The 19521-nt window shown below is 38.6% G+C and carries 16 protein-coding genes and 1 riboswitch; of the genes, 5 read left to right on the plus strand and 11 right to left on the minus strand.

The window, feature by feature from the left end; all coding sequences use genetic code 11:
* The first annotated feature begins 99 nt into the window (after positions 1–99).
* Positions 100–501: a hypothetical protein gene (locus JCM17102_RS00520; protein ID WP_025073556.1), complete on the plus strand. Its 402-nt coding sequence runs from the start codon at positions 100–102 to the stop codon at positions 499–501.
* A 90-nt stretch (positions 502–591) separates the two neighbouring features.
* Here the strand turns inward: JCM17102_RS00520 and JCM17102_RS00525 are convergent, their stop codons facing one another.
* Both JCM17102_RS00525 and rlmD read right to left on the minus strand, forming a co-directional pair.
* The gene (locus JCM17102_RS00525; protein ID WP_025073557.1) at positions 592–1512 is read right to left on the minus strand and encodes an RluA family pseudouridine synthase; all 921 of its coding nucleotides are present in this window, start codon (positions 1510–1512) and stop codon (positions 592–594) included.
* Positions 1513–1545: 33 nt separating this feature from the next.
* Complete coding sequence (rlmD, locus tag JCM17102_RS00530) at positions 1546–2916, minus strand: 23S rRNA (uracil(1939)-C(5))-methyltransferase RlmD (protein ID WP_262481088.1); 1371 nt, start codon at positions 2914–2916, stop codon at positions 1546–1548.
* A gap of 247 nt (positions 2917–3163) precedes the next feature.
* On the opposite strand from rlmD, the gene ppdK reads away from it, so the two are divergent.
* Both ppdK and JCM17102_RS00540 read left to right on the plus strand, forming a co-directional pair.
* Complete coding sequence (ppdK, locus tag JCM17102_RS00535) at positions 3164–5884, plus strand: pyruvate, phosphate dikinase (protein WP_025073559.1); 2721 nt, start codon at positions 3164–3166, stop codon at positions 5882–5884.
* 293 nt (positions 5885–6177) lie between these two features.
* Complete coding sequence (locus JCM17102_RS00540) at positions 6178–6693, plus strand: outer membrane beta-barrel protein (RefSeq protein ID WP_025073560.1); 516 nt, start codon at positions 6178–6180, stop codon at positions 6691–6693.
* Positions 6694–6772: 79 nt separating this feature from the next.
* Here the strand turns inward: JCM17102_RS00540 and JCM17102_RS00545 are convergent, their stop codons facing one another.
* From JCM17102_RS00545 to JCM17102_RS00585, 9 genes are all read right to left on the minus strand, one after another.
* Positions 6773–7381 carry a thiamine phosphate synthase gene (locus JCM17102_RS00545; protein ID WP_025073561.1) on the minus strand — a complete coding sequence of 203 codons (609 nt, stop codon included), beginning with the start codon at positions 7379–7381 and terminating at the stop codon, positions 6773–6775.
* A 61-nt stretch (positions 7382–7442) separates the two neighbouring features.
* Positions 7443–8135, minus strand: coding sequence for a HesA/MoeB/ThiF family protein (locus JCM17102_RS00550; protein ID WP_025073562.1), 693 nt, complete (start codon positions 8133–8135; stop codon positions 7443–7445).
* A gap of 28 nt (positions 8136–8163) precedes the next feature.
* Positions 8164–9312, minus strand: coding sequence for a 2-iminoacetate synthase ThiH (thiH, locus tag JCM17102_RS00555; RefSeq protein WP_025073563.1), 1149 nt, complete (start codon positions 9310–9312; stop codon positions 8164–8166).
* A gap of 42 nt (positions 9313–9354) precedes the next feature.
* On the minus strand, positions 9355–11043 hold the full coding sequence (thiC, locus tag JCM17102_RS00560; protein ID WP_025073564.1) for a phosphomethylpyrimidine synthase ThiC: 1689 nt from the start codon (positions 11041–11043) through the stop codon (positions 9355–9357).
* 49 nt (positions 11044–11092) lie between these two features.
* A complete protein-coding gene (locus tag JCM17102_RS00565; protein WP_025073565.1) occupies positions 11093–11869 on the minus strand; it encodes a thiazole synthase in 777 nt (258 codons plus the stop codon).
* Positions 11870–11941: 72 nt separating this feature from the next.
* Positions 11942–12559, minus strand: a complete 618-nt coding sequence (locus JCM17102_RS00570) for a thiamine phosphate synthase (RefSeq protein WP_025073566.1) — start codon at positions 12557–12559, stop codon at positions 11942–11944.
* A 4-nt stretch (positions 12560–12563) separates the two neighbouring features.
* The gene (thiS, locus tag JCM17102_RS00575; protein ID WP_025073567.1) at positions 12564–12764 is read right to left on the minus strand and encodes a sulfur carrier protein ThiS; all 201 of its coding nucleotides are present in this window, start codon (positions 12762–12764) and stop codon (positions 12564–12566) included.
* Positions 12765–12823: 59 nt separating this feature from the next.
* Positions 12824–12914: riboswitch (TPP riboswitch) on the minus strand.
* A 293-nt stretch (positions 12915–13207) separates the two neighbouring features.
* The gene (locus JCM17102_RS00580) at positions 13208–13825 is read right to left on the minus strand and encodes a superoxide dismutase (protein ID WP_025073568.1); all 618 of its coding nucleotides are present in this window, start codon (positions 13823–13825) and stop codon (positions 13208–13210) included.
* Positions 13826–13901: 76 nt separating this feature from the next.
* Positions 13902–15641, minus strand: a complete 1740-nt coding sequence (locus JCM17102_RS00585) for a hypothetical protein (RefSeq protein ID WP_025073569.1) — start codon at positions 15639–15641, stop codon at positions 13902–13904.
* 147 nt (positions 15642–15788) lie between these two features.
* Here JCM17102_RS00585 and JCM17102_RS00590 point away from each other — a divergent pair, with 147 nt between their 5' ends.
* On the plus strand, positions 15789–18182 hold the full coding sequence (locus tag JCM17102_RS00590) for an ATP-dependent helicase (RefSeq protein WP_025073570.1): 2394 nt from the start codon (positions 15789–15791) through the stop codon (positions 18180–18182).
* Between the two features lie 5 nt (positions 18183–18187).
* Positions 18188–18880: a YMGG-like glycine zipper-containing protein gene (locus JCM17102_RS00595; protein ID WP_025073571.1), complete on the plus strand. Its 693-nt coding sequence runs from the start codon at positions 18188–18190 to the stop codon at positions 18878–18880.
* The last annotated feature ends 641 nt before the right edge of the window (positions 18881–19521 follow it).

Genomic DNA, 19521 nt, shown 5'->3' on the forward strand with positions numbered 1-19521 from the left:
ATATTATGATGCAAAGGTACAAAAAACTTGTGGCTTGATGTGTATCGTAAAATAAAAACGTTATTTTTGTAAACTATAAACGCAATAAACTAGAATAATATGAAAACAGTGAAGAAATATGCAAGTATCTTGATGATACTAACGTTATTCGTTGGTTTTACTTCATGTGAAGATGATGATACGATATTTGATCATATTGTAGGTCGCACGTGGGTTGGTGATTTGGGATTTTATGTAGATGGTGAGCCTGTAGAAAGTGGCATTACTTTTAAAAGTAATGGCTTTGGACAAGATGAGCAGTGGTTTTATGATTGGGATCAGAGGGCCGCTATTTTAGATGTACGCTGGTGGATTGACCATGGAGACTTGTACTTGGATTATGGAAATAGATATCCTTTGTTAGTTTTAGAAGCTATATATGTGGATGGAAGATATCTTACAGGGCGATTGTATTCTAATAATATAGATCAGGGAACGGTTACTTTGGTGATGGCAGATTGATGTAAAATTTCTATCATAAAAAAGCTATTCGTTAAATATACTCCTATATTCAGCGGATAGCTTTTTATGTTTCTCCTTTTATCTTTAGAATTATCTTTTCAGAAACAATTTCTTAAAGTCTACCGGATATGGGGTTTCAAATTCCATTAAATCTCCTGTAATCGGATGATAGAAACAAAGTTTGAAAGCATGAAGGGCTAATCGTCCTATCGGATTAGGAGAATCTTCGCCTCCGTATCTACCATCACCAATAATGGGATGACCTAAATCCTGCATATGAACGCGGATTTGGTTCTTGCGACCAGTTTCCAGATCAAGCTCCAGTAAAGAATACCCATTGGCACGTTTGATTGTCCTATAATGAGTGATTGATTTGGAACCTCCGTCATCAAACTGGCTGGAACTTACATATATTGTTTTGTCTGTTAGCCAAGAGACTACTGTATCATAGTTTTTTTCCATCTCACCTTCTACTACAGCAACATACCTGCGGTCTGTTACGATATCATGCCAATTATCACGCAACGTTCGTTGTGTCTTTTCATCTTTGGCAAACATCATTAATCCAGAAGTATCTCTATCCAGGCGATGAACGATATATACTCGGAATTGACGCCCTGAGCGCTGTACATATTCATTTAAGATCGTATAGGCTGTCCGTTCCTTCTGACGTTCTGTATTTACGGAAAGTAATCCATGCATCTTTTCTACAACGATGATATATGCATCTTCATATACAATCTTCAGCAGTTTATTATTGAATTCTTTCTTACCTTTCTCCTTGCTGATTTGTACCTTCATTCCAGGTTGCAAAAGAAAATTAAATTGCGTGGTAATAACATTATCCACTAGCACCACCCGCTTACTTAACAATGATTTCAGCTTCGTACGACTTGCATCGGGCATTTTGGCAGCCAGAAATTCCATGAGTTCTGCAGGTTCTTTAACGGTGTAGTTAGTATATTGGGCACGTGCTTTTTCAGCAGGGGTTTTTCTCGGTCTTTTTTTCATTTCTATATTTTCTTTTAAGAACGGTTCAATGAATTATCGAAGTTCCAGCAATACAACATTTTCTACATGGTGAGTATGTGGGAACATATCTACCGGCTGTACAGCTTTTACTTTATATTTGTTATCAAGTAATTGCAGATCGCGTGCTTGAGTAGCTGGATTACAACTTACATATACTATTCGTTTCGGTTCAGCAAATAAGATTACATCAATTACATCTTGGTGCATACCGGCGCGAGGAGGGTCAGTAATAATCACATCAGGCTTCCCATGTTGGTTGATAAAATCCTGCGTCAGCATATCTTTCATGTCACCGGCATAGAATAAAGCATTTTTGATGTTATTGATTTCGGCATTAACCTTAGCGTCTTCAATCGCTTCCGGTACATATTCAATGCCAATGACTTGTCGTGCCTGGCGAGATACAAAATTAGCAATGGTTCCTGTTCCGGTATAAAGGTCATACACAAGTTCATTTCCAGTTAATCCGGCAAAATTTCGTGCTATTTTATATAAATTATAAGCTTGTTCTGAATTCGTTTGATAGAATGATTTCGGACCAACTTTAAAACGCAAACCTTCCATCTCTTCAAAGATGTGATCTTTTCCTTTGAATACATGCACATCGAGATCATTGATCGTATCGTTGCACTTATTATTAATAATGTATAGGAGCGAAGTAATTTCAGGAAAAGAATCAGCAATGAATTGAAGTAATTGCTTGAATAACTCCATTTCGTGGTCCTCCGTAATTTTACAGATCATAATCACCATTAATTCTCCAGTAGAAGATGTGCGGACAATCATATTCCGCAACATACCTTCTTGCGAACGTAGATTGATGAACGAATAATCGTGTTCGTAAGCATAGTCGCGTATCGCATTACGTATGCGATTGGATATATCGTCTTGGAGCCAGCATTTCTCTATAGCCAATACTTTGTCGAAGGCTCCCGGGATGTGAAAACCTACTGCATTCATTTGGTCATACTTCACATCCAAACGAATCTCTTCGGCAGTTAGCCAGCGTTTGTTAGAAAAAGTGAACTCAAGTTTATTCCGGTAGAACTCTGTTTTTTCAGAGCCTAAGATTGGCAAAATTTCTGGTAATTCGATTTTACCAATACGTTTCAGATTATCTTCTACCTGTTTTTGCTTATATTTGATTTGTTCTGAATAGGGGAGTACTTGCCATTTACAACCACCGCATACGCCATAGTGCTGGCAGAAAGGAACGGCACGATTGGGTGAGTATTCATGAATCTTCACTACCTCAGCTTCGGCATATTTGTTCTTTTTACGCTTGATTTGTAGGTCAACAACATCACCCGGAACTACATACGGAACAAAAATAACCAGGTCATTTACTTTTGCAATGGCTTTTCCTTCGGCAGCCACATCCATAATTGTTACCTTCTCCAAAAGGGGAAGCTCTTTTTTCTTTCTTGCCACTTTTACACCAATCTAATAATTATGACGCAAAAGTAGGTATTTTTTTTGGAAAATTTTCGTGTCAGTGAAAATATTCCAGATTGTAATGTCGAAATTGCATTTTGATAGAAAGTTTTTTCTTAAAAAGTTTTCTGGTTTGGGAAATATACTTAGATTTGCGAACAGAAAAAAGTCATAATGTAACTTTAATCACAATATTATGGATAAAAAAAGAGTTTATACCTTTGGTAATGGTCAGGCAGAAGGAAAGGCTGGCATGAGAAATCTATTAGGTGGAAAAGGCGCCAATCTTGCCGAAATGAATCTTATTGGTGTTCCCGTACCTCCGGGATTTACAATTACTACAGAGGTTTGCATAGAATATTATGAATTAGGAAAAGATAAAGTTGTATCTCTTCTGAAAGCTGAAGTAGAAAAAGCAATCGCCAATATAGAAACATTGATGAAATCAAAGTTCGGTGACGTAGAAAATCCTTTATTGGTTTCTGTACGTTCCGGTGCACGTGCTTCTATGCCGGGCATGATGGATACTATCCTGAACTTGGGTTTGAATGACGAAGTAGTGGAAGGTTTAACGCGTAAGACTGGCAATGCCCGTTTTGCATGGGATTCTTATCGTCGTTTTGTTCAGATGTACGGTGATGTAGTATTGGGTATGAAACCTGTCAATAAAGAAGATGTAGATCCATTTGAGGCAATCATCGAAGACGTGAAACATAAAAAAGGCGTGAAGCTGGATAATGAATTGGAAGTAGAAGACTTGAAAGAGTTGGTAAAACGCTTTAAGGTTGCTGTTAAGGATCAGACTGGAAGGGATTTCCCGACTTGTGCTTATGAGCAACTTTGGGGAGCTATTTGCGCGGTGTTCAATTCATGGATGAACGAACGTGCTATTCTTTATCGTAAAATGGAAGGAATTCCTGACGAATGGGGAACTGCTGTTAGCGTTCAGGCAATGGTATTCGGTAATATGGGTGATACTTCAGCTACTGGTGTATGTTTCTCTCGGGATGCTGCAACAGGTGAAGATTTGTTCAATGGTGAATACTTGATTAATGCACAGGGCGAAGATGTTGTTGCCGGTATCCGTACTCCACAACAAATTACTAAGATCGGCTCTCAACGCTGGGCTAAATTGGCTGGTGTGAGTGAGGAAGATCGTGCAGCTAATTATCCTTCTATGGAAGAGGCTATGCCGGAGATTTTCAAAGAGTTGGATATGCTTCAGACAAAGTTGGAAAATCACTACAAAGATATGCAGGATATGGAGTTTACTGTACAGGAAGGGAAACTCTGGTTCCTCCAGACTCGTAATGGTAAACGTACAGGAGCTGCTATGGTGAAGATTGCTATGGATCTGCTCCGTCAAGGTATGATTGATGAAAAGACTGCTTTGATGCGTTGTGAACCTAATAAATTGGATGAATTGCTTCATCCGGTATTTGATAAAGAAGCATTGAAAAAAGCGAAAGTTCTTACTCGCGGTCTTCCTGCTTCTCCAGGTGCTGCTACAGGACAAATTGTATTTTTTGCTGAAGATGCTGCTGAATGGCATGCTGCAGGTAAACGCGTTGTGATGGTTCGTATTGAGACATCTCCGGAAGACTTAGCTGGTATGGCTGTTGCTGAAGGAATCCTTACTGCACGTGGTGGTATGACTTCTCACGCTGCTGTAGTTGCTCGTGGTATGGGGAAATGCTGTGTCTCAGGTGCAGGTGCATTGAATATTGATTATAAAGCACGTACTGTAGAAATTGATGGTGTTCTTCTGAAAGAAGGTGATTATATATCTTTGAACGGTAGTACAGGTGTAGTTTATCAAGGTAAGGTTGAGACAAAAGCTGCTGAACTTTCCGGTGACTTTGCTGATTTGATGAAATTGGCAGATAAATATACTCGTTTACAAGTTCGTACTAATGCAGATACTCCTCATGATGCGGAAGTTGCGCGTAACTTTGGTGCAGTAGGTATTGGCCTTTGTCGTACAGAACATATGTTCTTTGAAGGTGAAAAGATTAAAGCTATGCGTGAGATGATCTTGGCAGAAAATGCTGAGGGACGTCGTAAGGCATTGGCTAAGATTCTTCCTTATCAGCAAGCTGACTTTAAAGGGATTTTCAAAGCTATGGCTGGTTGCCCGGTAACTGTACGTTTGCTTGATCCTCCTTTGCATGAGTTTGTTCCTCATGATTTGAAAGGTCAGCAGGAAATGGCGGATACAATGGGAGTAAGTCTGCAATATATTCAACAACGTGTAGAATCGTTGTGTGAACATAACCCAATGTTAGGACATCGTGGTTGCCGTTTAGGAAATACTTATCCGGAAATTACTCAAATGCAGACACGTGCTATTTTAGGTGCTGCTCTGGAATTGAAGAAAGAGGGAATAGAAACTCATCCTGAGATTATGGTTCCATTAACAGGTATCGTGTATGAATTCCAGGAACAAGAAAAAGTAATTCGTTCAGAAGCAGAGAAACTGTTTGCAGAAGTGGGAGATAGAATTGAATTTAAAATAGGTACAATGATCGAAATCCCGCGTGCTGCATTAACTGCAGACCGCATTGCCTCTTCTGCAGAATTCTTCTCATTTGGTACTAATGACTTGACACAGATGACATTTGGTTATTCTCGTGATGATATAGCTTCTTTCCTTCCGGTATATCTGGAAAAGAAGATTTTGAAGGTAGATCCATTCCAAGTACTCGACCAGAAAGGTGTAGGTCAATTGGTACGTATGGCTACTGAAAAAGGTCGTGCTATTCGTCCGGATTTGAAGTGTGGTATTTGTGGCGAGCATGGAGGTGAACCTTCTTCTGTGAAGTTCTGCCATAGGGTGGGTCTTAATTATGTTAGTTGTTCTCCATTCCGTGTGCCTATCGCACGTTTGGCGGCAGCTCAGGCAGCAATTGAAGAATGATATGATTAGCTTTGATAGTATTTAATATTAATAGGAAAAGGATTTGCTCTGAGAGTAAGTCCTTTTTTTAAAACTAAGGAGTATTTATAGGAATAAAATTTCAATTAAGGATTAAATGTAACAGATGGAGCTTTTAAAAGTAGTTATACGAACTTGCATTTACGTTCATACTCTCCTAATTATAAAAAACTAACAAAAAATTTGTTTCATTAAAAAAAGAGGTATACTTTTGTAGCTCGAAAACAGCCCCATATTTATATGGGGTTTATTTGTTTAACTAAAATAAAAATGAGATGAAAAAAGGATTATTAGTATTAGTTGTATTATTAGCCACTTTGGCTGTAAAAGCACAGGGAGTTTATGTTGGTGGATCTTTTAGTATTTGGCGTGCAAGCACTGAAAACTCGACATCCTTCATGATTGCTCCGGAAATTGGTTACAACTTTAATGAGAAATGGGCGTTGGGAGCTGAGTTAGGTTATTCACACGATTATTTGAAAGGAGCATACATTAATTCATTTGCTGTGGCTCCTTATATTCGTTGGTCATACTACCAGAACGATATTGTACGTTTATTCTTGGATGGAACCGCTGCAATTGGTTTCAACAAAATGAAGGACAATGATACTACTAAATACGGTCAGATTGGTTTAAGACCGGGTATTGCCGTTAAACTGAATGATCATTTTTCTTTTATTGCTAAATACGGCTTTTTAGGATATCAAAGAAACATGCGTTCTGACGGAGATGCTTTTGGACTTCAGCTCACTAGTGAAGATCTTTCCATCGGTTTCCACTACGAGTTCTAAACTATAAATAATAAAGATAGGAAAGAAGGCGTCCGACATGGATACCTTCTTTTTAGTTTATATCTAATTTTTATATTTCTCAGTCAGCTAGCTTTTTCAACTTTTTGAAATGCCTAATAACTGCTAGATAATCCTGATCTGAACAAGCGTCGAATCTGTTCCATAAATCTCCTAATATAGCAGCACCACCAAATCCAAAATCCTTTATTTCTAATAGATTATCAGCGTTGATCCCTCCCAGTGCTATCACTTTGGAATCAATTACTTTTGCTTTCTGTGCTTCGCGTAGTTCTTCTGCCGTATAGGTGGAATAGTAATTCACTTTGGAAATACTGTCATAAATGGGACTCATAAACACATAATCGTAAAAATGTTTTTTATTTTTCACTTCTTCTACAGAATGACACGAGCAACTGACGTGACCAGCATAATCGTGTGGTTCATTTGGGTTACGGGCATTTAAGTGAATTCCCATTAGATTATATTCTTCTTTAAGATAAAAATGTTCATGTGTAACGATGCGTCGGTGATATTTCTCAGGAATAAGTGTCAATAAGCGTTCTGAATACATAGCCGGAGTTTCCGGTTTTCTAAGATGTAGAATATCCAGTCCCTCTTCAAAAAGAGCGGTAATAATCTTATCTTCTTCAACGAAGAAAGTGGGGGGAGTAACTACAATTAATTTCATTTCTTTTGTTAAACTGTAAAGTTTAGCAAAGTTAGTGATTAGGTACTTCAGAAACCAACGTTTATAGTGAAAATATGTTAGTTTGTAATGTCCGCAGATCAATTGTCCATAATTTACCTGACAAAGTATCACCAAAGCCACAGATTAGTTTCAAAACTTCGGTTGCTTCAATACTTCCCACTACAGCAGGTGTAATTCCTACAACACCTTTGAAAGGAGAAGGCATACGTTTCATTTCTTCCTCATTAGGATATAGGTCGCGATAGTTTTTCCTGTTCTCTCCTTCGTTAAAAACAGAAACTTGTCCTTCAAATCCGCATATTGCTCCATAAACATATGTTTTTCCTAATGTGATACACGTATCATTCATGAGATAACGAGTAGTAAAATTATCACAACCATCTACTATTATATCATAGTTCTTAATAAGTTCGAGTGCATTATCGATACTAAGTTGTGTAGGATAAGAATGAAGGCGAATTTCACTGTTGAGAGAAGAAAGTTTTTCTGCGGCACAAACTGCTTTGGGACGGTCGATATCAGCTTCGGTATACAATATCTGACGTTGTAAATTGCTGATACTTACTTTATCATCATCTATCAGCCCAATAGTGCCAATACCTGCTCCAGCTAAATAGAGAGCGATGGGAGAGCCTAACCCTCCCACGCCTACAATGAGGACTCTTGCTTCTTTCAGTTTGGCTTGACCTGTTTCTCCAATTTCAGGAAGCATGACTTGTCTGCTGTATCGCATAAGTAATAATGTTTTATATTTGTAATGGCTATGAGATTCTAGAAACTCTCCCTTTTGGGAGTTGATCGAAACTCTGATCCCAGTCTTTCCAAACCGGTTCACGTCCGAGTGTTTTTAAGTCACGTTCCACTTCTACCGCTTTTCGTTCATCACTTACGTGGAATTGTTCCAATGTCTGCGGATAGCTGTAATACCCTCCCGGTTCGGTTTTACTTTCTGCACTCATGGTTGTTACTCCCAAAGTTGCCATATGATTACGAAATTCTGCACTTTCACGGGTTGAATAGGAGATATCTACATCATGGTCAAAAATGCGCATGGCAAAAGTAAGCTGTGCCAGTTCCCGGTCATTCACAACGACGTTAGGCTGAAATCCTCCATTCTCAGATGGACGCATACGTGGAAAATTAACACTGTATTTTGTTTTCCAATAATGTTTTTGTAAATAACGGAGATGATAAGCCATCATAGTAACATCTGTCCGCCATTCTTCCAAACCGATCAACACTCCCATACCAATTTTATGGATACCTGCCTGACCCATCCGGTCAAAACCATTGACACGCCATTCGAATTTGGACTTCATACCTCTTGGGTGATAGATCTTATAATTAGCCTTGTTATAAGTCTCTTGGAAACAAATTACACCATTCAAACCGTGTTGTGTCAGTTCCTCGTATTCTTCAGCTTTTAGAGGCATTACTTCAATTTGCAGATTGCTAAAGTAAGGTTTTGCCAAATCTAATGCACGAGCAATATATGGAACTCCCGCTGCGGCTGGATTTTCTCCTGTAACGAGCAATAAGTTTTCAAAAGGAGCTAGCTTCTTGATAGCTTTATATTCATTGACAATTTCTTCTTCGGTCAGTATGGTTCTTTTCATTGGATTACTGATATGGAAACCACAATAAACGCATGAATTAGTGCATGAATTGGTAATATAGAGCGGTACAAACATAGAGATGGTTTTACCAAACCGTTCCATTGTATATTTTTGGCTAAGACGTGCCATAACTTCCAGATAAGGAGTAGCAGCAGGAGAAATCAGTGCCATAAAGTCATTGACATCCAGATGCTCCTTTTTACTTAGTGCACGACGTACATCAACATCGGTTTTGGAATAGATGGCTGTTGTCGTCTCTTCCCAGGATATTTTTTCTAATTCGTCTGAGAACATAATAGAATATAGAATTAAAATTTAAATATGAAGAAATTAGGATTATTTCCTGTTCTTCTTTAAATCACGTGACAATCGCATAGCACAAAAGTTAGGACCACACATCGTACAATACTCTCCATCTATGTGATGTCCTGCACGAAAATAAGCCTGTGCACGTTCCGAGTCAAGAGACAAGTCGAGTTGATCCTTCCAACGGAATTCGTAACGCGCTTTACTTAGTGCATTGTCCCTTACTTGTGCACCTGGGTGACCTTTTGCTAAATCTGCTGCATGGGCTGCTATTTTGTAAGTGATTACACCTACGCGAACATCTTCTTTGTCCGGTAGGGCAAGATGTTCTTTGGGAGTGACATAACACAGCATGGCAGTACCTAACCAGCCAATTTGTGCAGCTCCAATAGCTGAAGTGATGTGGTCATATCCCGGTGCTATGTCGGTTACCAATGGACCGAGAGTATAAAAAGGTGCATCGTGGCATTTCTCAATCTGTCGTTCCATGTTTTCTTTGATTTTGTGCATAGGTACATGACCGGGGCCTTCGATAAAGGCTTGTACATTCTTTTCCCATGCACGAAGAACCAATTCTCCCATAGTGTCTAATTCTGCAAATTGAGCTTCATCATTAGCGTCGTGAATAGAACCCGGACGTAATCCGTCTCCCAATGATACTGCGACGTCATATTGTGCCAAAATATCGCAGATATCATCAAAATGTTCATACAAGAAACTTTCACAGTCGTGTTCTAAACACCATTTACTCATGATACTTCCTCCACGACTAACAATGCCACATAAACGTTTGTCAGCAAGATGGACGTTATGACGACGGATACCAGCGTGAATAGTGAAATAATCTACCCCTTGTTCGCATTGTTCTATTAAAGTATCTCGGTATATTTCCCAAGTCAGGTCTTCTACAACACCATTTACTTTCTCCAATGCTTGGTAAATAGGTACAGTGCCTACCGGAACAGGACAGTTACGGATGATCCATTCACGTGTTTCATGAATATTCTCACCGGTAGAGAGGTCCATTAATGTATCACCTCCCCATTTGCAGCTCCATAGTGCTTTTTCTACTTCTTCGTCAATGCTGGAAGTAGTTGCGGAGTTTCCGATATTTGTATTGATTTTCACCAGAAAGTTACGGCCGATGATCATTGGTTCCGCTTCTGGGTGATTGATGTTGGCTGGCAGTACGGCACGTCCTTCTGATATCTCCTTGCGGACGAATTCGGGCGTTATATGAGTCTCAATTCCTAGTTCTTCGCAATTCATATTTTCGCGGATAGCTACGTATTCCATTTCAGGAGTAATAATTCCCCGTTTGGCATATGCCATCTGAGTGATTGCTTCTCCTCGCTTTGCACGATAAGGCAGGGTGATATGTTCAAAACGTAGATGGTCAAGACTGGAATCATCACGTCTCATCTGTCCATATTCTGATGTAATTTCAGAAAGCTGTTCTACATCACCTCGTCTGACGATCCATTCTTCCCGCATACGTGGCAATCCTTTTTTCAGATCAACACTCATATTCGGATCGCTGAACGGTCCACTGGTGTCGTATATATATATTTCCGGATTGGGTGTTACAATCTTTTCTTCTCCTTCAAAATAGGTGCTGGGAACTTGTTCTACTTTCCGCATAGCTACACGAATATTAGGATAAAGTTTACCGGGTAGATATACTTTATGAGAGCGAGGAAATTTTATTCTTTGTTCCATATATAATGTTTTTCAGTTGAGTAATAAATATCAATTGAAGTATTCATTTTTACTTATTCAAGAATGCAGTTAATGGTGAACTGGCTTCTGCTACGAAGTTGTCTGCTCGTAATCCTAAACCTGCTTCGTATGCTTGCCCTCCGGCTTCAGTTGCAGCTTTGAATGCTTTTGCCATTTCTATCGGATTTCCGGCTACCGCTATTGCAGTATTTACCAAAACGGCAGATGCACCTAGTTCCATTGCTTCTGCTGCATGACTTGGTGCACCGATACCCGCATCTACAACTACAGGAATGCCAGCTTGCTCAATAATAATTTGCAGGAACTCTTTGGTTTGTAATCCCTTGTTGGTACCGATCGGAGCTCCGAGAGGCATTACGGTGGCAGCACCAGCTTCTTCCAGACGTTTGCATAGTACAGGATCTGCTTGGCAATAAGGAAGTACAATAAAACCAAGTTTCACTAATTGTTCTGTTGCTTTCAGAGTCTCCATAGAATCGGGGAGTAGATAACGCGGATCAGGGTGAATTTCGAGCTTCAGCCAATTTGTTCCAAATGCTTCTCGAGCAAGTTGTGCGGCAAATACTGCTTCCTCTGCATCGCGTACACCGGAAGTATTAGGCAACAACTGGATATGGGGGTGAATGATATGTTTCAGCATATCATCCTCTTTGTTGTCCATGTCGATACGTTTCATTGCTACGGTTACCATCTCTGTGCTTGAGGCTAGAATGGCCTGTTCCATTACTTCATTGGAGTTGAATTTTCCTGTTCCCAGGAAAAGGCGGGAATTGAACTCACGTCCCGCAATTACTAACTTTTCCATATTATGGTAATTTTGAATGATGAATTTTCTAAATGATGGATTACTCTTTGTATGATGGAGTGAACAAGAAAATTAATGCCAGTCCAGAATCCTCTTAGTCTCTGCCACTGGATTTTCTGCTCGTAAAATAGTACCTGAAAGGGCAATTCCGTTTACACCAGTTCGGAGTATATCAGGAATGTCCTCATAGGTGATTCCTCCTATTGCAACTATCGGTAATTCTATATTAGCCTCTCTCATTTGTGAAATGATAGAAGAATAACCTTCTAGTCCCAGAACAGGACTTAAATTCTTTTTAGTGGTAGTGAATCGGAAAGGACCTATACCCAGATAATCAGCTCCGGCACGATAATGTTGTAAGACGTCTTCAAATGTATTAGCAGTACCACCAATGATGAATGCTTCACCAAGGATTAGTCGGGCTTGGTCGATAGGCATGTCTTTCTTGCCCAGATGGACCCCGTCTACTTCTAGCTTTTTAGCTAATTCGACATGATCGTCTAACACTAAGATAGCATTGTGTTCTTTGCAAAGTGGTTTTAGTTGGAGTGCCACGGCTTCAACTTCTTCAAGAGGAATATCTTTCATACGTAGCTGAATCCACTTACATCCTCCTTTGAGTGCCAGGCATGCCGATTCAAAATAAGAATATATATCGGTCTGGTGAGTAATAAATTGTAAACTGATCATTTGGTTACCCTCCGCAGGCTGCTTTAATAATTACCAGATTATCATTCTCTTGGAGCAAAAAACACTCCCATTCAGTACGAGGGATCATCTTGTTGTTAATGGCAACAGCAATACCTTGAGACGGAAGTTCCAATTGCGTAATCAGTTGTGTAAGGGTAGAAGCTGAATCAATTTCCACCTCTTTGTTGTTTACTTGTACTTTCATTTTCCTATTAATCTAAATAAGTTGAAAGTAAATACAAAGAGCGTGCTTTTATTGAAGGTGATAAGAAGAAACACAATCCCTACGCCAGTGCTAACTGTATCAGGTTATTAGGGTATAATCTCAGCCTTTTGGGCACCCCTTTGTCTTTACGACGACAAAGTAAGTGAAAAAGAAACAGAAAAACATCAAATTAACTGATTTTTTTCATATTTCTATTGATTTCGGTTTTGTGATGTGATGGGAAAATACTAATCTCGCTCCATTTTTATAATTCTTATCCATCCATATATCATTTTCTAAACGTTGTGTCGTTAGTTTACAGATAGATAATTCAAGACCTGTGTCCCTGTAATTTAATATGTAATAAAATAAGTAAAAAGAGATCGCTGTAGAATTTTTCACAGCGACCTCTTAATAGTTTAGTTTTATTTAAAAAAGACTGGCTACATCCTTTTTTCTACCACATCCCAATCAATGATGTTCCACAGTTCGTTCACATGATCGGCACGACGGTTTTGGTAATCCAAATAATAGGAGTGTTCCCAAACATCAAATCCGAGAAGAGGTTTCAATCCGGCACGTACCGGGTTACTGCCGTTAGCTTCTTTGGTGATATGGAGTTTACCGTTCTTGTCTACTGATAACCAAGCCCATCCGGAACCGAATAAGCCAACCGCAGCGGCATTGAATTCTTTCTTGAAGTTATCGAAACTTCCGAAATCACGTTTGATAGCTTCTGCCAATTTTCCTGTTGGTTCCTTCTTCGAAGGTTTAGGAGCAAATTGCAAGAAGTATAAATTATGATTCAATACCTGTCCGGCATTATTGAAGATAGCTCCATCAGGAGCGGTTGCAACAATCTCTTCAACTGTTTTACCTTCATATTCTGTTCCCGGCACAAGGCTGTTGAGGTTATTTACATACGTTTGTAAGTGTTTACCGTAGTGGAAATCAATTGTTTGCTGACTGATTACAGGTTCCAACGCATTGTTTGCATATGGAAGTTTAGGCATTTCGTAAGTCATGGTCATAAATATTAAAGACATTAGTATAGTATTCATATTGTCCAAATTTTAAATGGATGTTTTATATAGTAATAACAACTCCTAAGATAAAAAAGTTCATTACCTCTTTTCTTTACTTATAAATATATTGGATACGTTCCGTATCATTGGGGTTATCATAATTAGTCCGGCATATCCATTGCCCAGTATTATCATATTCATAATAGGAGTTACCATCAATACGGTTACCATATTCATCGTATATACAGGTTAGGTATCCATCAGTCTTTTGGTTATTGCTGGAAATCCGTTGATAGACTATCCTGTTCAGATAACCATATTTATCGTACTCATATATTTCTTTTTGTGAAAGTATCTGAGCAGGAGAGTTGGTAAATTGTAGATTCTGGTGTTGTGATTCCAGTAATCTTCCTTTATCATCATATTTATTTATGGTAGATGTTTGTAGTTCTCCATTTTTATCATATTCTTTCACTTCCGTTAGTAATCCTTGCTTGTTATAATTACTGGTAACTAATTTCCCGTCCATATACTTAAGCGAATCGCTTTCAATACTTCCATCAGAACTAAAGTGACGTATTCTCCGGTAAAAATCTGTTTGAGTTTTGGGGTCCGTTTTTACTTCGAAGATGCAGTGTCCAAGTGGGTCGTATAGCATACTGGTTTTTATCTGATTAATGATCTGACCATTTTTCTCTGTGAGGGATACAATTGATAAGACTTGCCCTTTATCGTTGTACGAGTACGTTGTCGAACGAATGCCAGTACTATCGCTTTCGCATACTTTTGTCAAGCGTCCCTGATTATAATACTTCACACAATTGGGAGTAGAGACGATTTTTTGCAAAATAAATCCTTGACGCAATGCATTCGCCTGATCGCGAAATTCTTTATATTTATGTGTTGCAAGGAACTTTTTTAATAGGTTGAGTGATTCGGAACTAGTTAAAGTCGGTTTCAGTAGCTCAAAATCTGCCTTCTCACTAATAAACTCAAGTTCGTTTAAATGACTTCGTTCGGAAGACGTCAGATATGGTGAATCTTTATATTCATCAATGATTTGCCGGATAGCGGTTGCATCTCCTTTCTTTTGAAGTGTATCGATATTTTGGAACAGAAAATCATCATAGAGTGCGCGAACTTCACTGAGATAAGGACGGGGTCCTTTATCTTGGAAAAACTTTTGCATCGCTGTGTCTTCAAAAAATGCTTTGAAATTATCCGGATTGGGAGTACTTTTTACAAGCTGATAACGCCGTTTGTTTTCTGCTGTATTGACTTGAGAGAGATATTTCCCGTTTGGGTATTCTTTGATATAAATTTGATATGTTTGAAGAGTAGGTGTACTCAACATATTTTCCATCAATGCTAATTCGCGGATACTTTTTATTTTCTCCAGCATAGTAGAGTCCATTGGATAACCAGTAGTACGGATACTGTCCAAAAGTACTCGGCTGAAAGGTATTTTATTTTTCGATACCTCTAAGATATCGATAATTGATTTATCGGCTCTGTTTCGTATATTAGATAATTCTATATTCTCAGCTTCACAGATTGCAGGAAAGTAAGCTTCGGCTGCTCTTTCGTAACGTCCGAAATAGTTGGTAGCAGCCTGTTCACTTTGTTTTTTCCATAATTGATCGAGAATATCCATTAATGACAGAGAACCAGCATAATATGTCTGCGTCTCGTTGTCAAGTTTCTCCCGATTTTTCTGCCACTTCGCAGTGTCATTATCGTTCAGATACCTTAGAAGTTTTTCCATACGGCCTTGTTTTTGTGCCATAGCCTCTGGGATACACGTGGCAAGGCAAAGGCCCCAAATGATTGTTAATAATATATTCTTTTTCATTGTTTTGGGGATTAGGTTAAAATTGTTAGTGATGAAAATTCACAAAAATATCTTCATTGTCAAATGATTATTATACTTTTGTCCTATTGAAACAATTTAGGACGCTAAGGGTTTGTTAAAAATCCCCATAGTTTTTATAATGCTGTTATGAATACCAATTATATAGAGGAATTAAATGAGAGTCAATATAATGCAGTGACTTATGATGACGGACCTTCATTGGTAATAGCCGGTGCAGGTTCCGGAAAAACTCGTGTATTGACTTATAAAATAGCATATTTGTTAGAGAAGGAGAATGGTTATAATCCATGGAATATCCTTGCTCTGACTTTTACCAACAAAGCTGCTCGCGAGATGAAAGAGCGTATAGGCCGTCAAGTGGGTATGAAACTGGCACGTTATTTATGGATGGGGACTTTTCATTCTGTATTTTCACGTATTCTTCGTGCAGAAGCACACCATATAGGATTTACTTCTCAGTTTACTATTTACGATTCGGCTGATAGTAAAAGTCTGCTTCGTTCTATTATTAAGGAAATGGGGCTGGATGAGAAAACCTATAAGCCGGGATCGATACAAGCACGTATCTCTAATGCTAAAAACCACTTGGTTTCTCCTGCCGGTTATGCAGCAAATAAAGAAGCTTATGAAGGAGATGCGGCAGCTAAAATGCCTGCTATTCGTGATATTTATAGTCGATATTGGGACAGATGTCGTCAGGCAGGAGCAATGGATTTTGATGATTTGTTGTTCTATACTTATATTTTATTTCGTGATTTTCCGGAAGTGTTGGCTCGTTATCGCGATCAATTTCGTTACGTTCTTGTAGATGAGTATCAAGATACAAATTTTGCTCAACACAGTATTGTCCTGCAATTGACTAAAGAGAATCAGCATGTTTGCGTGGTAGGAGACGATGCACAGAGTATCTATTCTTTTCGTGGAGCCGATATTGATAATATTCTATATTTTACGAAAGTATATCCTAACACAAAAGTATTTAAGCTTGAACAAAATTATCGGTCTACCCAGACCATTGTTTGTGCTGCTAATAGTTTGATCAAGAAGAATGAACGTCAGATTCGGAAAGAAGTATTTTCGGAGAAAGAGAAGGGTGAACTGATAGGAGTATTTCAAGCTTATAGTGATGTGGAAGAAGGGGATATTGTAGCGAATAAAATAGCAGAATTACGACGAGTTAATGATTACAGTTATGCGGATTTTGCCATTTTATATCGTACGAATGCACAAAGCCGTATTTTTGAAGAGGCTCTTCGAAAGCGGAGCATACCTTATAAAATCTATGGTGGGCTTTCGTTTTATCAACGTAAGGAGATAAAAGATGTGATTGCTTATTTTCGTTTGGTGGTCAATCCGAATGATGAAGAGGCGTTCAAGCGTATTATTAATTATCCTGCTCGTGGCATTGGTGATACCACTGTGGGGAAAATCATAACAGCTGCTACAGATAATAGTGTAAGTCTTTGGAACGTACTTTGTGAGCCATTGAGTTACGGCTTGGCAATTAATAAAGGAACTCATACAAAATTGCAAGGATTTCATGAGTTGATAGAAGGATTTATTGCAGACCAATCTGATAAGAATGCATATGAGATAGGTACGGATATCATTCGTCAATCGGGTATAATCAATGATGTTTGTCAGGATACTTCACCTGAGAATCTCAGTCGTAAAGAAAACATAGAGGAGTTGGTAAATGGTATAAACGATTTCTGTGCTTTGCGTCAGGAGGAAGGAAATCCTAATATCTCATTAACAGATTTTCTTTCAGAGATAGCTTTGCTTACAGATCAGGATTCGGATAAAGCCGATGATGGAGAAAAGATAACTTTAATGACCGTACATTCTGCCAAAGGACTAGAATTTAAGAATGTTTTTGTAGTTGGTTTAGAAGAGAACTTATTTCCTAGTGGTATGGTAGGAGATTCTCCTCGTGCATTGGAAGAAGAACGCCGTCTGTTTTATGTAGCCATTACTCGCGCGGAAGAGCATTGTTTTTTGTCTTTTGCCAAAACTCGTTTTCGTTATGGAAAGATGGAATTTGGAAGTCCGAGCCGCTTCTTGCGTGATATTGATATGCATTATCTTCAGTTACCACATGAAGTAGGAGTCAGTCGCTCAGTTGATGAAGGGGCGGGGCGTTTCCGACGAGAGATTGAAGGGGGATTTACTCGTTCTGCTTCATCTAAACGTACACCATTGGGCAATTTTTCTTCAGAACAGGAACGGCGTCCGAAAGAACAAATTATTGCACCTACGGTGCCGAGAAATCTGAAGAAAGTAAGTTCTGTAAGTAATAATAATACTTCTGCTACTTCATCAAGTCAGTCTCCTATACAGGGAATCAGTGCGGGACAGATGATTGAACATGAACGTTTTGGTTTGGGAGAAGTTGTAAAAGTGGAAGGTACTGGTGATAATGCAAAAGCAACTATTCACTTCAAAAATGCAGGTGACAAACAACTATTGCTGCGTTTTGCACGTTTTAAAATAGTAGATTCAAATACTCAAATATTATAGGTGTCATGAAGAAACAAGTAACAGTGATTTTGCTTTCCGCTCTAATTTTGAGTGGATGTGCATCGGGACGTATGGGAAATCCGGGAGCAATTATGGCGGGTGCTGCCATCGGTGGCGGTTTGGGTAGTTCCATTGGTGGACTGATTGGTGATAATAATCATGGTTGGAGAGGTGGATATCGTGGCTCTGCTATTGGAAATATTGTAGGTACCATTGCCGGTGCTGCAATTGGTAATGCTTTGACGACTCCCAAACAAGAACCGGTAGAAGAGTATGCCTATGTTCCTGAAGTGAGAGAGGTTTATACAAAATCCCGCACTCGTCCGCAGATACAACGCCCCTCACCTCAGTTGAAGTTGCGTAAAATTCGTTTTATTGATGATAACCGTAATCATGTGATTGACGCAGGAGAGAGTAGTAAAATTATTTTTGAGGTAATGAATGAAGGGAAGACTCCAGTATATGATGTTGTTCCTATTGTGGAGACTGTTGGTAAAGTGAAACATATTGGTATTTCTCCGTCTGTAATGGTTGAGGAAATTCTGCCTGGTGAAGGATTCCGTTATACAGCGACCATTTATGCCGGTCCTAAATTGAAAGACGGTGAAGTTACTTTCCGCGTAGCTGTGTCCGATGAAAATGGAAATATTTGTGATGCACAGGAGTTTGCATTGCCTACTCAACGTGCAGAACGATAATGCTGGAGCTATTTGCTAGTTCTTTATCATTTAGCTATTACCATTTGTTATTTTGCTCATAGTATAAATTTTGTTTGGTAATAGCATATTTTGTTTGTAATATAATAGATTGATCAAATCTATAATCATAAACAACAGATTTGAATTTAGGTATAATATCATTGCAATAGTTGATTAAGTCTTAAATTCCACCTCCACAGTAAAAATATCATTTTCTCTATCAACCTATCACCAATCTTCTATAACTCTTTATTCATCGGTGTTTTGGTGGTGATAGGTTATTTTTTAACCTATCACCACATCTATCACCTATCATCCGATTTATTATCCATACAGTAAGCGTCTCCGAGATGGCTTTTGTTTATATTAATCATGTTATATGAAAGATGCTTTTTATCCCTGTTTGTTCCATTTGTCAAATGAAAAAGAACCTGTTATTTTATCAGTTTCATAAGGAGAAACTGTTGGTTTCATGCAGGGAAACTTTTAGTTTCAAGGCATGGAACTATTAGTTTCAATAGAGTGAAACTGATTTTAGTTATAGAGGTTTGTAATGTCTTGGATTAACTTTGGACTTTTTTGTTTTACTTCCTATCTTAATACATATTCTTTTTTTATTTTTCCTGATTCATTTTACTGTA

Origin of the sequence: Bacteroides faecichinchillae JCM 17102 (assembly GCF_000614145.1) — a bacterium.
GTDB classification, from domain to species: domain Bacteria; phylum Bacteroidota; class Bacteroidia; order Bacteroidales; family Bacteroidaceae; genus Bacteroides; species Bacteroides faecichinchillae.

Coding starts and splice junctions, on each gene's coding strand:
- JCM17102_RS00550 (WP_025073562.1), bottom strand. CDS start 8,135: ATGCGATACAGCAGACAAGTCATGCTTCCTGAAATTGGAGAAACAGGT.
- rlmD (WP_262481088.1), bottom strand. CDS start 2,916: ATGGATGTGGCTGCCGAAGGAAAAGCCATTGCAAAAGTAAATGACCTG.
- JCM17102_RS00520 (WP_025073556.1), top strand. CDS start 100: ATGAAAACAGTGAAGAAATATGCAAGTATCTTGATGATACTAACGTTA.
- thiC (WP_025073564.1), bottom strand. CDS start 11,043: ATGGAACAAAGAATAAAATTTCCTCGCTCTCATAAAGTATATCTACCC.
- thiS (WP_025073567.1), bottom strand. CDS start 12,764: ATGAAAGTACAAGTAAACAACAAAGAGGTGGAAATTGATTCAGCTTCT.
- JCM17102_RS00580 (WP_025073568.1), bottom strand. CDS start 13,825: ATGAATACTATACTAATGTCTTTAATATTTATGACCATGACTTACGAA.
- JCM17102_RS00525 (WP_025073557.1), bottom strand. CDS start 1,512: ATGAAAAAAAGACCGAGAAAAACCCCTGCTGAAAAAGCACGTGCCCAA.
- JCM17102_RS00590 (WP_025073570.1), top strand. CDS start 15,789: ATGAATACCAATTATATAGAGGAATTAAATGAGAGTCAATATAATGCA.
- thiH (WP_025073563.1), bottom strand. CDS start 9,312: ATGTTCTCAGACGAATTAGAAAAAATATCCTGGGAAGAGACGACAACA.
- JCM17102_RS00595 (WP_025073571.1), top strand. CDS start 18,188: ATGAAGAAACAAGTAACAGTGATTTTGCTTTCCGCTCTAATTTTGAGT.
- JCM17102_RS00565 (WP_025073565.1), bottom strand. CDS start 11,869: ATGGAAAAGTTAGTAATTGCGGGACGTGAGTTCAATTCCCGCCTTTTC.
- JCM17102_RS00545 (WP_025073561.1), bottom strand. CDS start 7,381: ATGAAATTAATTGTAGTTACTCCCCCCACTTTCTTCGTTGAAGAAGAT.
- JCM17102_RS00585 (WP_025073569.1), bottom strand. CDS start 15,641: ATGAAAAAGAATATATTATTAACAATCATTTGGGGCCTTTGCCTTGCC.
- JCM17102_RS00570 (WP_025073566.1), bottom strand. CDS start 12,559: ATGATCAGTTTACAATTTATTACTCACCAGACCGATATATATTCTTAT.
- ppdK (WP_025073559.1), top strand. CDS start 3,164: ATGGATAAAAAAAGAGTTTATACCTTTGGTAATGGTCAGGCAGAAGGA.
- JCM17102_RS00540 (WP_025073560.1), top strand. CDS start 6,178: ATGAAAAAAGGATTATTAGTATTAGTTGTATTATTAGCCACTTTGGCT.